Source organism: Pseudomonas sp. NY15354 (assembly GCF_048068075.1).
Classification (GTDB): Bacteria; Pseudomonadota; Gammaproteobacteria; order Pseudomonadales; family Pseudomonadaceae; genus Aquipseudomonas; species Aquipseudomonas guariconensis_C.
The window spans coordinates 39,674-52,535 of sequence record NZ_JBLUPV010000007.1 but is presented as its reverse complement, the minus strand read 5'-3'; the positions used below and the strand labels follow the sequence as shown (position 1 = coordinate 52,535).

General features: G+C 63.4%; 12 protein-coding genes. 5 read left to right on the top strand and 7 right to left on the bottom strand.

Annotated features, from left to right (window positions below):
- The first annotated feature begins 181 nt into the window (after positions 1-181).
- Positions 182-2,344: a catalase HPII gene (gene katE / locus ACNFCH_RS09500; protein WP_416742675.1), complete on the top strand. Its 2,163-nt coding sequence runs from the start codon at positions 182-184 to the stop codon at positions 2,342-2,344.
- Between the two features lie 116 nt (positions 2,345-2,460).
- On the opposite strand, the gene ACNFCH_RS09495 is transcribed toward katE, so the two are convergent.
- The 4 genes from ACNFCH_RS09495 to zur form a co-directional block, all read right to left on the bottom strand.
- The gene (locus ACNFCH_RS09495; protein WP_337159328.1) at positions 2,461-3,168 is read right to left on the bottom strand and encodes a PA5502 family lipoprotein; all 708 of its coding nucleotides are present in this window, start codon (positions 3,166-3,168) and stop codon (positions 2,461-2,463) included.
- Positions 3,169-3,297: 129 nt separating this feature from the next.
- Entirely contained in the window at positions 3,298-4,080 is a 783-nt protein-coding gene (gene znuB, locus ACNFCH_RS09490; protein ID WP_337159327.1) for a zinc ABC transporter permease subunit ZnuB, read from the bottom strand.
- The gene (gene znuC, locus ACNFCH_RS09485; RefSeq protein WP_070091370.1) at positions 4,073-4,846 is read right to left on the bottom strand and encodes a zinc ABC transporter ATP-binding protein ZnuC; all 774 of its coding nucleotides are present in this window, start codon (positions 4,844-4,846) and stop codon (positions 4,073-4,075) included. The genes znuB and znuC overlap by 8 nt, the downstream gene beginning before the upstream one ends.
- Positions 4,843-5,328, bottom strand: a complete 486-nt coding sequence (gene zur / locus ACNFCH_RS09480) for a zinc uptake transcriptional repressor Zur (protein WP_416742674.1) — start codon at positions 5,326-5,328, stop codon at positions 4,843-4,845. Before zur ends, znuC begins: the two co-directional genes overlap by 4 nt.
- Positions 5,329-5,394: 66 nt before the next feature.
- Here zur and ACNFCH_RS09475 point away from each other — a divergent pair, with 66 nt between their 5' ends.
- Positions 5,395-6,300 carry a zinc ABC transporter substrate-binding protein gene (locus ACNFCH_RS09475; protein ID WP_337159326.1) on the top strand — a complete coding sequence of 302 codons (906 nt, stop codon included), beginning with the start codon at positions 5,395-5,397 and terminating at the stop codon, positions 6,298-6,300.
- 110 nt (positions 6,301-6,410) lie between these two features.
- Here ACNFCH_RS09475 and ACNFCH_RS09470 read toward each other — a convergent pair whose 3' ends face one another.
- Entirely contained in the window at positions 6,411-7,361 is a 951-nt protein-coding gene (locus ACNFCH_RS09470) for a homoserine kinase (protein WP_337159325.1), read from the bottom strand.
- Between the two features lie 69 nt (positions 7,362-7,430).
- Entirely contained in the window at positions 7,431-7,718 is a 288-nt protein-coding gene (locus ACNFCH_RS09465; RefSeq protein ID WP_043207720.1) for a DUF2782 domain-containing protein, read from the bottom strand.
- 75 nt (positions 7,719-7,793) lie between these two features.
- Between ACNFCH_RS09465 and polA the strand changes: the two genes are divergently transcribed.
- Entirely contained in the window at positions 7,794-10,559 is a 2,766-nt protein-coding gene (gene polA / locus ACNFCH_RS09460; protein WP_416742673.1) for a DNA polymerase I, read from the top strand.
- A gap of 435 nt (positions 10,560-10,994) precedes the next feature.
- On the opposite strand, the gene yihA is transcribed toward polA, so the two are convergent.
- Positions 10,995-11,627 (bottom strand): ribosome biogenesis GTP-binding protein YihA/YsxC, encoded by a 633-nt coding sequence (gene yihA, locus ACNFCH_RS09455; protein ID WP_337159323.1) that lies wholly within the window; start codon positions 11,625-11,627, stop codon positions 10,995-10,997.
- A gap of 208 nt (positions 11,628-11,835) precedes the next feature.
- Here yihA and ACNFCH_RS09450 point away from each other — a divergent pair, with 208 nt between their 5' ends.
- Positions 11,836-12,138 carry a c-type cytochrome gene (locus ACNFCH_RS09450; protein ID WP_337159322.1) on the top strand — a complete coding sequence of 101 codons (303 nt, stop codon included), beginning with the start codon at positions 11,836-11,838 and terminating at the stop codon, positions 12,136-12,138.
- A 31-nt stretch (positions 12,139-12,169) separates the two neighbouring features.
- Positions 12,170-12,787 (top strand): c-type cytochrome, encoded by a 618-nt coding sequence (locus tag ACNFCH_RS09445; RefSeq protein WP_070091376.1) that lies wholly within the window; start codon positions 12,170-12,172, stop codon positions 12,785-12,787.
- Positions 12,788-12,862 lie beyond the last annotated feature (75 nt).

Here is a 12,862-nt window from a genome sequence, read left to right as displayed (position 1 = left end):
AATTTGGGTCAGCGGTTAGCCGGGGTCGCGCATTTTAGCCTTTTCCCATAGTTGTTCTTAGCATTTATTTCGTCGGCAACCAATCCACTGGGCATAACGCGACAACCGGTAATCCGATTGAACGCTCGAGCGCCACCTCCAGTCACTACAGGAACGAGCCCGAACGGGGCACCTGTATGCCATGACGAGGAGAGCCGACATGCCCAGCAAGACTCCGGATTCGCCCAGGGACAGCCAACTGGCGGGAACCCACACGCCTGATCGGGCCAACACCAATGCCAAGGTGCAGAGCCTGGAGAACATGCGCAGCGATGCCACCGGCCAGGCCTTGCGCACCAACCAGGGCGTGAAGATCGCCGACAATCAGAACACCCTCAAGGCCGGCGTGCGTGGGCCTTCGTTGCTCGAAGACTTCATCATGCGCGAGAAGATCACCCACTTCGACCATGAGCGGATTCCCGAACGTATCGTCCATGCCCGCGGCACGGGTGCCCATGGCTACTTCCAGAGCTACGGCTGCCACGAGGCGTTGACCAAGGCGGGCTTCCTGCAGGATCCCCAGAAACTCACCCCGGTGTTCGTGCGGTTTTCCACTGTGCAAGGTCCGCGCGGCTCGGGCGACACCGTGCGCGACGTGCGCGGCTTTGCCGTGAAGTTCTATACCGATGAGGGCAATTTCGACCTGATTGGTAACAACATGCCGGTGTTTTTCATCCAGGATGCGATCAAGTTCCCGGACTTCGTCCACGCGGTGAAGCCAGAACCGCATAACGAAGTGCCTACCGGCGGCTCCGCCCACGATACCTTCTGGGACTTCGTTTCGCTGGTGCCGGAGTCGGCGCACATGGTCATGTGGGCGATGTCCGATCGGGCCATTCCGCGCAGCCTGCGGATGATGGAAGGCTTTGGCGTGCACACCTTCCGCCTGGTCAACGCCCAGGGCGAGGCCACGTTCGTGAAGTTCCACTGGAAGCCGCGCCAGGGCGTGCACTCGGTGCTCTGGGACGAGGCGCAGAAGCTTGGCGGCAAAGACCCGGACTTCCACCGCCGCGACCTGTGGGAAGCCATCGAGACTGGCGATTACCCTGAATGGGAGCTGGGCGTGCAGATCGTCCCGGAGGCTGACGAGCATAACTTCGACTTCGACCTGCTCGACCCGACCAAGATCATTCCTGAAGAATTGGTGCCGGTGACGCCGCTGGGCAAAATGGTGCTCAACCGCAATCCGGACAACTTCTTCGCCGAAGTGGAGCAGATCGCCTTCTGTCCTGGGCATATCGTGCCGGGAATCGACTTCACCAACGATCCATTGCTGCAGGGGCGTCTGTTCTCCTACACCGATACCCAGCTCAGCCGCCTGGGTGGCCCGAACTTCCATGAAATCCCGATCAACCGGCCGATCGTGCCCAATCACAGCAGCCAGCGCGATGCCATGCACCGCATGACCATCGACAAGGGACGTGCCTCCTATGAGCCCAACTCCATCGATGGCGGCTGGCCCAAAGAGACGCCGCCCGCACCCCATGGCGGGGGCTTCGAGAGCTATCAGGAGCGCATCGACGGGCACAAGATCCGCCAGCGCAGCGACTCCTTCAGCGACCACTTCTCCCAGGCGCGTTTGTTCTTCCAGAGCATGAGCCCGACCGAACAGCAGCACATCATCAAGGCCTACAGCTTCGAGCTGGGCAAAGTCGAGCGGGAGGCGATCCGGGCGCGGGAGGTGAACGAGATCCTGGCCAACATCGACCTGGATCTTGCGGCGGCAGTGGCGGCCAACCTGGGCTTGCCGGCGCCCAAGGCTGGAACAGTGCAGGTCAAAGGCGCGAAGCCTGCGCAGTCACCGGCATTGAGCCAGATGAACCACCCCGGGAGCGTGGGCATCAAGGGGCGCAAGATCGCCTTGTTGGTGGCCGACGGCGTGGAAGGCGCCAGTGTCGACCGGCTGGTGAAGGCCTTCGAGGCCCAAAGCGCGCGCATTTTGGTGCTGGGGCCGACGTCGGCGCCGGTCAAGACCGCCGAGGGTAAGGCGTTGGCCGTGGATGCTTCGATGGAGGGAATGCCATCGGTGATGGTCGACGGGCTGTGGGTGCCGGCCGGCAAGGCAGCGCTCGAGGCCTTGGGCCAGAGCGGCGTGGCCAAGCATTACTTGCTCGAGGCCTACAAGCACCTCAAGCCCATGGGGCTGGCCAGTGAGGGCAAGGCGTTGCTGGGCACGTTGGGGCTCAAGGAGGATGCGGGGTTGCTGCTGGGGGATGATCAGCAGGCGGTGGATGCCTTCGTGAAAGCGCTGGAACAACACCGGGTGTGGGCGCGCGAGGCGGTGGCCGAGGCGATTCCGGCGTGAGGTTCGGGGCTGCTTTGCAGCCCTTTTTCCGGGGCAGGCTCGCTCCTGCAGTAACAGTGGGGCCCCTGTAGGCGCGGGCTTGTCACGTGAAAGGGGCGCAGAGCGCCCCCAGTATCTCAAGGCTGACGCGGTACCAGAACGACCTGCGCCGGCAACGCTCGCTGAATCTCATGCCGTTGGTTAAGCTCGAAGTCGCCATCGAGCTTGCGCACGCGTTTTTCGAGCAGGGTCTTGAGCCAAGGGGCGTCTTCGGTGCGCGGCACCTGGAACACTACATCGCACTGATAGTTCACCACGTCGGCGGCGATGTCATCGAGCTGGCGGCGCATGGCGCGACTGTCAGTGGTCTTCAGCGCCACCACGGTGTTGGGTGCGCTGGGGTCGATGACGCGGGCCTTGGGCTTGGCCTCGGCGGCCTTGAGCGCGGCCTCGGCCTTTTCAAGTTCGGCCTTGCGCGCCTGGGCCACGGCGTCGCCGCCGGTGACGGCAGGAGCCTGGGGCATCAGGGCACGGGCGCGGGCGAGCGCAGTGGCGGCGGCATTGACGTCGCCCTTCTGCAGCACGATCTGGCTGCGTCGCAGGTAGGCTTCGGCCAATTGGCGTTGGTACTGCTCGAGACGCACATCGTCCGGCGATTGCGCCTGCAACGCGGCCAACTGGTCTTCGGCGGTGGCCAGCTCATTGCTGGCGATGCTTTGTTGCAGCGTTTGCCAGGCATCGGCCTGGGCAGGCGCGCTCGCCTGTTCCGGCGGAGTGCTGGAGCAGGCCGCCAGGAACAGGGAAATAACGGCAACAAGCAGAAAACGGGAGGCGAACGGCTTCATTCCTGCGACTCTCTATTTGCGCAAAAAGCGAGCAAGTCTACACCCTGGTGCGCACGCTCGAAAATAAGTCTTACAGACCCTTTACCTGACAAAAGGTTGCAGGAGGCGCCTGCGCGCATCCTGAAATTTTCAGCGCTTGGGCAACGCCAGGCTCAGCAAGAATAGCACTGCGGCGCAGACCACGATCGATGGGCCGGCTGGGGTGTCTTTGAACCAGGACATGGCCAGCCCGCCACAAACCGCGACCACGCCCAGCAGGCTGGCGCCCAGGGCCATCTGCTCCGGCGAGCAAGCGTGACGCTGTGCCGCAGCGGCGGGAATGATCAGCAGCGAGGTGATCAGCAGCACCCCGACGATCTTCATGGCCACCGCGATGACCACGGCGATCAATAGCATCAAGGCCAGGCGCAGGCCTGCCACTGGCAGACCCTCGACCATTGCCAGCTCCTCATGCACGGTCACTGCCAGCAGTGGTCGCCACAAGGCTGCGAGCAACAGCAGGACCACGACGCTGCCGCCCAGGATCCAGGCCAGGTCGGTGGGGCTGATGGCTAGCAGGTCACCGAACAGGTAGGCCATCAGGTCGATGCGCACGTCGTGCATGAAGCTCAGCGCCACCAGGCCCAGCGACAAGGTGCTGGGCGCCAGGATGCCGAGCAGGGTGTCGGAGGCCAGCGGCTGGCGTTGTTGCAGGGTCACCAGCAGGATCGCCAGCAGCAGGCAGCCGACGGTCACCGCCAAGGCGGGGCTGACATCCAGCGCCAACCCCAGGGCAACGCCGAGCAGTGCTGCGTGGGACAGGGTATCGCCGAAGTAGGCCATGCGCCGCCAGACCACGAACGACCCCAGCGGGCCGGCCACCAAGGCCAGGGACAAGCCTGCGAGCAGGGCGTAGAGAAGAAAATCAGCCATGCTTGCAGTGCTCTCCATGAACGTGGGCGCCAGGGGCGATCACCGAGCCGTGCAGGTCATGGCGGTGATCGTGATGGTGGTGGTAGATGGCCAGGCTTGGGGCGTTCTGGCCGAACAGCTCGACGAACGCCGGGTCGCCGCTGACCTGCTCCGGATGCCCCGAGCAGCACACGTGACGGTTCAGGCATACCACCTGGTCGGTGGTGCTCATCACCAGGTGCAGATCGTGGGAGACCATCAGCACGCCGCAGCCGTGGCGGTCGCGCAGGCGGGTGATCAGGCTGTACAGCTCGGCCTGGCCGGCCACATCCACACCCTGCACAGGCTCATCGAGCACCAGCAGTTCTGGCTCGCGCAGCAGTGCACGGGCCAGCAGCACGCGCTGCATCTCGCCGCCGGAGATGGTCTGGATCGGGCTGTCGATGACTTGCTCGGCGCCGACTTCCTGCAAGGCCGACAGTGCCGCGGCGCGGTCCACGCCTGGCACCAGGCGCAGGAAGCGCAGCACCGACAGCGGCAGGGTGGGGTCGACCTGGATCTTTTGCGGCATGTAGCCGATGCGCAGCCGGGGCTTGCGCCAGACCTTGCCGCGGTGCGGCTTGAGCAGGCCAAGCACGGCGCGCACCAGGGTGGTCTTGCCGGCGCCGTTGGGGCCAATCAGGGTAACGATCTGGCGGGGTGCCACCGACAGGTCGATGCTGTCGAGCACCGACTCGCCGGCGAAGGTGACGCCGACCTGTTCGAGGCGGATCAGTGCGTCGCTCATGCCTGCCCCCGGCAATTGCTGCACAGGCCGACCACTTCGACGGTCTGTGTTTCGACCGTGAAGCCTACGCCCTTGGCGCTGGTGATGATGGCCTCGCTGATGCTGTCCTGCTCGAGCTCGATGGCCACATGGCAGGCGCGGCAGATCAGGAACTGGCCCTGGTGCACGTGTTCGGGGTGGCTGCAGCCGATGAAGGCGTTGAGCGAGGCAATGCGGTGGACCAGGCCGTTTTCCAGGAGGAAGTCCAGGGCGCGGTACACGGTCGGCGGCGCAGCGCGGCGGCCATCCTGCTCGCTCAGCACGGCCAGGATATCGTAGGCACCCAGCGGCTTGTGGCTCTGCCAGACCAGCTCCAGCACCCGGCGGCGCAAGGCGGTCAGGCGCAGGCCATGGCGCGTGCACAGGGCGTCGGCCTCGGCCAGTGCGCTGTGCACGCAGTGGGAATGATCGTGGGGACGGTTGGCCAGCGGCGTGATGGACATGGGCGGCGACGGTTCCGGATAGAGACGTTATTATGTTACCTCTTTCTGGCCCGTCGAGTACTCACCGTGTCCCGATTGCTTGCCCTTTTTATCGCTTTCATCGCCTTCTCGGCCCAGGCCGAGGTGCGCGTGTTGACCAGTATCAAACCCTTGCAGCAGATCGCCGCGGCGGTCCAGGACGGCGTTGGCAGCCCGGACGTGCTGCTGCCACCAGGCGCCTCGCCGCATAACTATGCCCTGCGCCCTTCCGATGTGCGGCGCGTGGCCACCGCCGATCTGTTGTACTGGATCGGCCCGGACATGGAGAGCTTCCTGCCTCGCGTGATCAATGGGCGCACCAAGCCGAGCGTCGCGGTGCAGTCGATCGAAGGCATGCACTTGCGCCATTTTGGCGAAGACAGCCATGCCCATGAGGATGACGGCGATGATCACGATCATGACCATCGCCCTGGCAGTCTGGATGCGCACCTGTGGCTGTCATCGGCCAACGCCCGGGTGATCGCGGCGAAAATGGCCAGCGACCTGGCCGCCACCGACCCGGCCAATGCGGCCCGTTACCAAGCCAATCTCAAGGCGTTCGTCGCGCGTCTGGATGCCTTGGACCTGCGCATCAAGGCGCGAGTGGCGGGTGTCGAAGGCAAGCCTTACTTCGTGTTCCACGAGGCATTCGATTACTTCGAGGCGGCGTATGGCCTCAAGCACACCGGCGTGTTCAATGTGGCCGCAGAGGTACAGCCCGGCGCGCAGCATGTCGCCGCCATGCGCAAGCGCCTGCAGGAGGTGGGTAAGACCTGTGTGTTCAGCGAGCCGCCACTGCGTCCGCGTCTGGCCGAAACGCTCACGGCCGGCTTGCCGGTGCGCTTGGCTGAGCTCGATGCCCTGGGCGGGAGCGACCCTGTGGATGCCAAGGGGTATGAGCGGTTGCTGGAGAAGCTGGGCACTGACCTGACGGGATGCCTGGAACAGCTGTAAATCGATGGAGGCTTTTTCGCGGGTAAACCCGCTCCCACCGGGATAGCGCACATTTCAAGGTTGGCGCTGTCGCTGTGGAAGCGGGTTCACCCGCGAGGAAGCAGACAAGGTCAGAGGGCGAACGGCAAGCCCAACGCCACGTGCTGACGCTGCGCCAGGCGCACCTCGAACTCGCTCGGGTCGTGGATCATCACGTCCATCCCTGCAAACGCCTGCGCTGCGATCAGGCGCGACAGCCAGAACCGCACGCACGCCACGCGCAGCATGACCGGCCACAGCTCGGCTTCGGCCGCGGTGAAGGGGCGCAGTGCGGCATAGGCGGCCAGCAGTGCCTGGGCGTGCGGTACGTCGATGCCGCCGGTTTCATCCAGGCACCAGTCGTTCACGGTGATGGCGATGTCATACAGCATCGGCCCCGAGCAGGCATTGTAGAAGTCGATCACACCGGTCAGGTGCGTGCCTTCGAACATCACGTTGTCGCGGAATAGGTCGGCATGCAGGTTGGCCCGAGGCAAGGAAAGGATCTGCGCCTTGTGCGCGTCGATCTCGTCCAGCGCGGCCTGCAGCATTTGCCCCTGTCGGGCATCCAGGCCGGGCATCAGCTCGGCCCCGGCTTCGAGCATCCAGATGAGGCCGCGGTCGGTGCGGCGCTCGATGATCTGCTCGCGGGTGGCCAGGTGGATGTGCGCCAGCAGCTCGCCCACCTGGGCACAGTGCTGGTTGTTCGGTGCCTTGATGTGCTTGCCCGACAACCGTGGCTGCAGCAGCGCAGGCTTGCCGCACAGCTCGCGCAGGCCATTGCCGTCGCGGTCACGCAGGGCGTAGGGCACTGGCATGTCGGCATCGTGCAGCACATCGAGCAGTTCGATGAAGAACGGCATGTCCTCGGCTGGCCCGCGCTCGATCAGCGTCAGGACGAATTCCCCCTGCTCCAGGCTGACGAAGAAATTGCTGTTCTCGGTGCCAGCGGCGATGCCCTGGAAGTCGAGCAGGCGGCCCAGCTCATACGGCGCCAGAAAGGTTTCCAGCTCAGGCCGGGTCACGGGGGTGAAGACTGACATGATGAAAAGAAGCCCATGCGGGCACTTCCACCCGGAAGTGCCTGGTTGATGTGAACGATACGCCTCAGATTACCACTCGAAGATCTTCCAGGACGGAATCAGCATGTCCGGCTGGTCGGATCGAATGAAGTTACCTTCGGAGCCATCGGCGCGTACCAGGAAATAAGGCTTGCCGTGCTTGGGCGTCACCTTGATCGCATACAGGAAACCGTTCTGCCGGTACTCCTGGATGGTTTTGTCGCCTTCCGTGCGAATGGTTACATCGGGATCTGCCGATGGGGCGTCTTCCGCCGCCAGGGTGACGACTGGCATGGTGGCCAACAGACCGAGCAGTAACAGGCGATTGAGTGTACGCATGATAACCTTGTCCCTTTGTCGTCAATTGTTCCCGCTATTCTAGCGCCGGACCTGCCGAAAAGGTTGATTCTCCTCATGAGCCAAGCGCCCCTCGTCCTGGTGGACGGTTCCTCCTACCTCTACCGCGCCTTCCATGCGCTGCCGCCGCTGACCACCTCCAAGGGCATGCCCACCGGTGCGGTCAAGGGCGTGCTGAACATGCTCAAGAGCCTGCGCAAGCAGTACCCGGACAGCCTCTTCGCGGTGGTCTTCGACGCCAAGGGCGGCACTTTCCGTGACGCCATGTTCGCCGAATACAAGGCCAACCGCCCCAGCATGCCTGACGATCTGCGGGTGCAGATCGAGCCGTTGCACGCCAGCGTCAAGGCCTTGGGCTATCCGTTGCTGTGTGTCGAAGGGGTCGAGGCCGACGACGTCATCGGTACACTGGCACGCAGCAGCGCGGCCCTGGGGCGACCGGTGGTCATCTCGACCGGCGACAAAGACATGGCGCAATTGGTGGACGGGCACATTACGCTGGTCAACACCATGACCGGTAGCGTGCTGGACGTAGCTGGCGTGCACGAGAAATTTGGCGTCGGTCCCGAACACATCATCGATTTCCTTGCCCTGATGGGCGACAAGGTCGACAACATCCCGGGCGTACCGGGCGTGGGCGAGAAGACCGCCGTCGGCTTGCTGACGGGCATCGGTGGCGGCCTGAGCGACCTGTACGCCAACCTCGACAAGGTCCCTGAGCTGCCCATTCGTGGCGCCAAGGGCCTGCCGGCCAAGCTCGAGGAGCACCGCGATGCGGCGTTCCTGTCCTATGAGCTGGCGACCATCAAGATCGACGTGCCGCTGGACATCGAAGTCGATGCGCTGGTGTGTGGCGAGCCGGACCGCGATGCCTTGCTGGCGTTGTATACGGAGATGGAATTCAAGAGCTGGATCGCCGAAGTCCAGCGCGATGCGGCCCAGGCCGGTGACGTGGTCGCCCCGCTGCAAACGCCTGCGGCCAAGGTCGAGCCCAAATACGAGACCATTCTCGACCAAGCGCGTTTCGACGCCTGGCTCGACAAACTGCGCCAGGCACCGTTGTTCGCCTTCGACACCGAGACCACCAGCCTGGACGCCCAGCAGGCGAAGCTGGTCGGCCTGTCGTTCGCGGTCGAGCCCCATGAGGCCGCCTATGTGCCACTGGCCCACGATTACGAGGGCGCCCCGGCGCAGTTGGACCGCGACCGTGTGCTGCTGGCGCTCAAGCCGCTGCTGGAGGACCCGGCCAAGGGCAAGATTGGCCAGAACGCCAAGTACGACATCAATATCCTGGCCAACTGCGCCTTGGGCGGCGACCCGGCCCAGGGCATCCAGATGCGCGGCGTGACCTACGACACCATGCTCGAATCCTACGTGCTGGATTCGACTGCCACCCGCCACGACATGGACAGCCTGGCGCTCAAGTACCTGGATCACAGCACCATCGCGTTCGAGGACATCGCCGGCAAAGGCGCAAAACAGCTGACCTTCAACCAGATCCCTCTGGAAAAGGCCGGCCCTTACGCCGCCGAGGATGCCGACATCACCCTGCGCTTGCACCACGCCCTGCAGGAGCGCCTGGCCAAGACCCCGAGCGTGCAGCCGGTGTTGATGGACATCGAGATGCCGTTGGTGCCGGTGCTGGCCAAGATCGAGCGCCAGGGAGCGTTGGTCGATGCCGAGCTGCTCAAGGTGCAGAGCGGTGAGCTGGGCGTGAAGATGGCCGAGCTCGAGCGTGAGGCCTTCGCGCTGGCGGGCGAGGAATTCAATCTGGGCTCGCCCAAGCAGTTGGGTGTGATCCTCTACGACAAGCTGGGCATGCCGGTGCTGAGCAAGACCGCCAAGGGCCAGCCTTCCACGGCCGAAGCGGTGCTGGCCGAGCTCGCCGAGCAGGATTACCCGCTGCCTACGGTGCTGATGGAGTACCGCTCCCTGAGCAAGCTCAAGAGCACTTACACCGACAAGCTGCCGGAGCAGATCAACCCGCGCACCGGGCGTATCCACACCTCCTACCAGCAGGCCGTGGCGGCCACCGGGCGCCTGTCGTCCAGCGATCCGAACCTGCAGAACATTCCAGTGCGCACTGCAGAAGGGCGTCGGATTCGCCAGGCATTCGTCGCCAGCCCCGGCTACAAGCTGCTGGCGGCCGACTATTCGCAGATCGAGCTGCGCATCATGGCCCACCTGGCCAAGGATGAAGGCCTGCTGCACGCTTTTCGCAACGATCTGGATGTGCACCGCGCGACCGCCGCGGAGGTCTTCGGTGTGCCGCTGGAGCAGGTCACCCACGACCAGCGCCGTAGCGCCAAAGCGATCAACTTTGGCCTGATCTATGGCATGAGTGCCTTTGGTCTGGCCAAACAGATCGGCGTTGACCGCAAGCAGTCCCAGGATTACATCGACCGCTATTTCGCCCGATACCCCGGCGTGCTCGCCTACATGGAGCGCACCCGCGCCCAGGCCGCCGAGCAGGGCTTCGTCGAAACCCTGTTTGGCCGTCGGCTGTACCTGCCGGATATCAACGCGAAGAACCCGGTGCTGCGCAAGGGCGCCGAGCGCACCGCGATCAACGCGCCGATGCAGGGCACTGCGGCGGACATCATCAAGCGCGCCATGGTGGCTGTGGATAACTGGCTGACCGACAGCGGCCTGGATGCGCGGGTGATCCTGCAGGTGCACGACGAACTGGTATTGGAGGTGCGTGAGGACCTGGTCGAGCAGGTGCGGGAGCAGATCCGCCCGTACATGAGCAACGCCGCGCAGCTGGATGTGCCGTTGCTGGTGGAAGTGGGCATTGGCTCGAATTGGGACGAAGCTCACTGAATCGAGCAGGGGAAGCAGGATAGGATCTGCGGTGAGGGTCGTGGATCCGTTGTTGGCTCAGCGCTGGCGGTTCTGAGGTTTCATGAAACTATCGCAAATAGTTTTCAGGGCCTTGGAACTAAACCGGTGAACCGGGACTCAGAGTAACTGAATGGCTGGTGAAGCCTTTCGATGCTCCTATGTTGTGTTAAGTGTTGGCAGATACCCGGACCCCGCCCTAGCGGTCCGGACTTGAACCCCGAACTTCCCCCTCCCCATACGAAGTCCGGGGTTTTTTTTGCCCGCGATTCCTGTCTATGCCCTCGCCAGGAGCGGCCTTGCGCCGCGAAAGGCCGCAGGGCGGCCTCGGAATCTCAGCGTCAGCGCATAAGTTGCCGGGCTGCTACGCAGCCCTTTCGCGATCACGGCTGCTCCTGCACAGGGTGTGGCGCAGTCTTACGCTACAGGCTTGTCTTCCAGTTCCATCCATTCGGCCAGCACGCCATAGGCTTCCTCGAGCCCCTGGCGCTTGGGTGCCGAGAACAGCTGGATGGTCACGCCCTCACCCCAACCCTTGCGGATCTCCGACTGCACCTTGAGCAGCGTGTTCTTGGCCGCGCCGAAGGTGAGCTTGTCGGCTTTGGTGAGCAGGATGTGCATCGGCATGGCGCTGGCCTTGGACCAGTCGAGCATCATCTTGTCGAAGTCGGTCATCGGGTGGCGCACATCCATCAGCAGGATCACTCCGCGCAGACACTCTCGGCTGCCCAGGTAGGCTTCCAGGTGATGCTGCCAGTGCTGCTTGAGCGGAATCGGGACTTTTGCATATCCGTAGCCTGGCAGGTCGACCAAACGCCGTTCATCGTCCAGACTGAAGAAATTCAACAGTTGGGTGCGCCCGGGGGTCTTCGAGGTACGCGCCAGGCTGGCATGGGTCAGGGTATTGAGGGCGCTGGATTTGCCAGCGTTGGAACGACCGGCGAAAGCCACCTCGTAACCCTGGTCTTGAGGGCATTGTTCGACCTTGGCGGCGCTAAGGGCGAATTTGGCTTTCTGGCAGAGGCCGAGGATGGGGTTTTTGACTTGCATGGGATATCCGATATGGGTGTTGCCAAGGCCAGCCATTCAGGCGCTGGGCGCGGCAAGCTGTGTCGTTTCCGTTTGGATGGCGGAAGTATATAATGCCCCAGTTTTTGTGTGCGCATTATCCCGGCGTAGGATGATGTGCATGGGGTGTCGAACAATAGCTCGCGCATTAGAACGCAGCGCGGCCCCCAACCCTGATAGGTCGTTGCGCATGGCGAAATGGCTGCTTGCTGTCGGTATGTTCCTGCCGTTTTTCAGCGCTCAGGCTACACAGGATCCCGAGGTGTTGTACAACCGCACGTGTGCGGCCTGTCACGCCGGGCAGTTGCCACAGGCCCCCCAGCGGGGTGACCGGGCAGCATGGAAACCGAGGCTTGCGCAAGGTATGGACGCACTGGTGGCGCATGTTACCCAGGGTTTCAAGGCTATGCCGCCGCGTGGATTGTGCATGGACTGCAGTACCGAGGACTACCGGTCTGTCATCCTCTGGATGAGCGAAAGTCCCGATACATAACATTTCACCCCTAGCCGTGTTGGATTAGCTGATGAACAAACTATTCGTGAGTCTGCTGTTGACCATGGGTGTCGCAGGTGCGGCCAATGCTGCGGAACCCATCAAAGGCGATGCTGCTGCCGGTCAGGCCAAGACAGCCGTCTGTGGAGCCTGCCACAACCCCGACGGCAACAGCTTGGCGCCGAACTTCCCCAAACTTGCCGGCCAAGGCCAGCGTTACCTCGAAAAACAGCTGCACGACATCAAGTCCGGCAAGCGTACCGTGCTGGAGATGACCGGCATGCTGGCCAACTTCAACGACCAGGACCTGGCTGACATCGCCGCCTACTTCTCCAGCCAGAAGGGCAGCGTCGGTGCGGCTGATCCCAAGCTGGTCGAGCGTGGTCGCGCGCTGTTCAATGGTGGCGACCTGGAAAAAGGCATGCCGGCCTGCACCGGTTGCCATTCGCCCAATGGCGCGGGTATCGCCCTGGCGGGCTTCCCGCACTTGGGTGGCCAGCACGCCCAGTACGTGGCCAAGCAGCTCACCGACTTCCGCGAGGGCAACCGTACCAACGACGGCGATGCCATGACCATGCGTTCGGTCGCGGGCAAACTGAGCAACAAGGACATCGAGGCCTTGGCCAGTTACATCCAGGGTTTGCACTGAGGCCTGGACAGGCTCGTCGCGAGCACAGGCCCTGCGCATTAACGTTCGGTTAATGCTGTCTGGCAAAGATGAAAG

What these genes read in the sequence shown, in the direction of transcription:
- yihA (WP_337159323.1), bottom strand. Translation starts at nt 11,627, where the DNA reads ATGCAAGTCAAAAACCCCATCCTCGGCCTCTGCCAGAAAGCCAAATTC.
- ACNFCH_RS09445 (WP_070091376.1), top strand. Translation starts at nt 12,170, where the DNA reads ATGAACAAACTATTCGTGAGTCTGCTGTTGACCATGGGTGTCGCAGGT.
- katE (WP_416742675.1), top strand. Translation starts at nt 182, where the DNA reads ATGACGAGGAGAGCCGACATGCCCAGCAAGACTCCGGATTCGCCCAGG.
- zur (WP_416742674.1), bottom strand. Translation starts at nt 5,328, where the DNA reads ATGTCCATCACGCCGCTGGCCAACCGTCCCCACGATCATTCCCACTGC.
- polA (WP_416742673.1), top strand. Translation starts at nt 7,794, where the DNA reads ATGAGCCAAGCGCCCCTCGTCCTGGTGGACGGTTCCTCCTACCTCTAC.
- ACNFCH_RS09470 (WP_337159325.1), bottom strand. Translation starts at nt 7,361, where the DNA reads ATGTCAGTCTTCACCCCCGTGACCCGGCCTGAGCTGGAAACCTTTCTG.
- znuB (WP_337159327.1), bottom strand. Translation starts at nt 4,080, where the DNA reads ATGGCTGATTTTCTTCTCTACGCCCTGCTCGCAGGCTTGTCCCTGGCC.
- ACNFCH_RS09495 (WP_337159328.1), bottom strand. Translation starts at nt 3,168, where the DNA reads ATGAAGCCGTTCGCCTCCCGTTTTCTGCTTGTTGCCGTTATTTCCCTG.
- ACNFCH_RS09450 (WP_337159322.1), top strand. Translation starts at nt 11,836, where the DNA reads ATGGCGAAATGGCTGCTTGCTGTCGGTATGTTCCTGCCGTTTTTCAGC.
- ACNFCH_RS09465 (WP_043207720.1), bottom strand. Translation starts at nt 7,718, where the DNA reads ATGCGTACACTCAATCGCCTGTTACTGCTCGGTCTGTTGGCCACCATG.
- znuC (WP_070091370.1), bottom strand. Translation starts at nt 4,846, where the DNA reads ATGAGCGACGCACTGATCCGCCTCGAACAGGTCGGCGTCACCTTCGCC.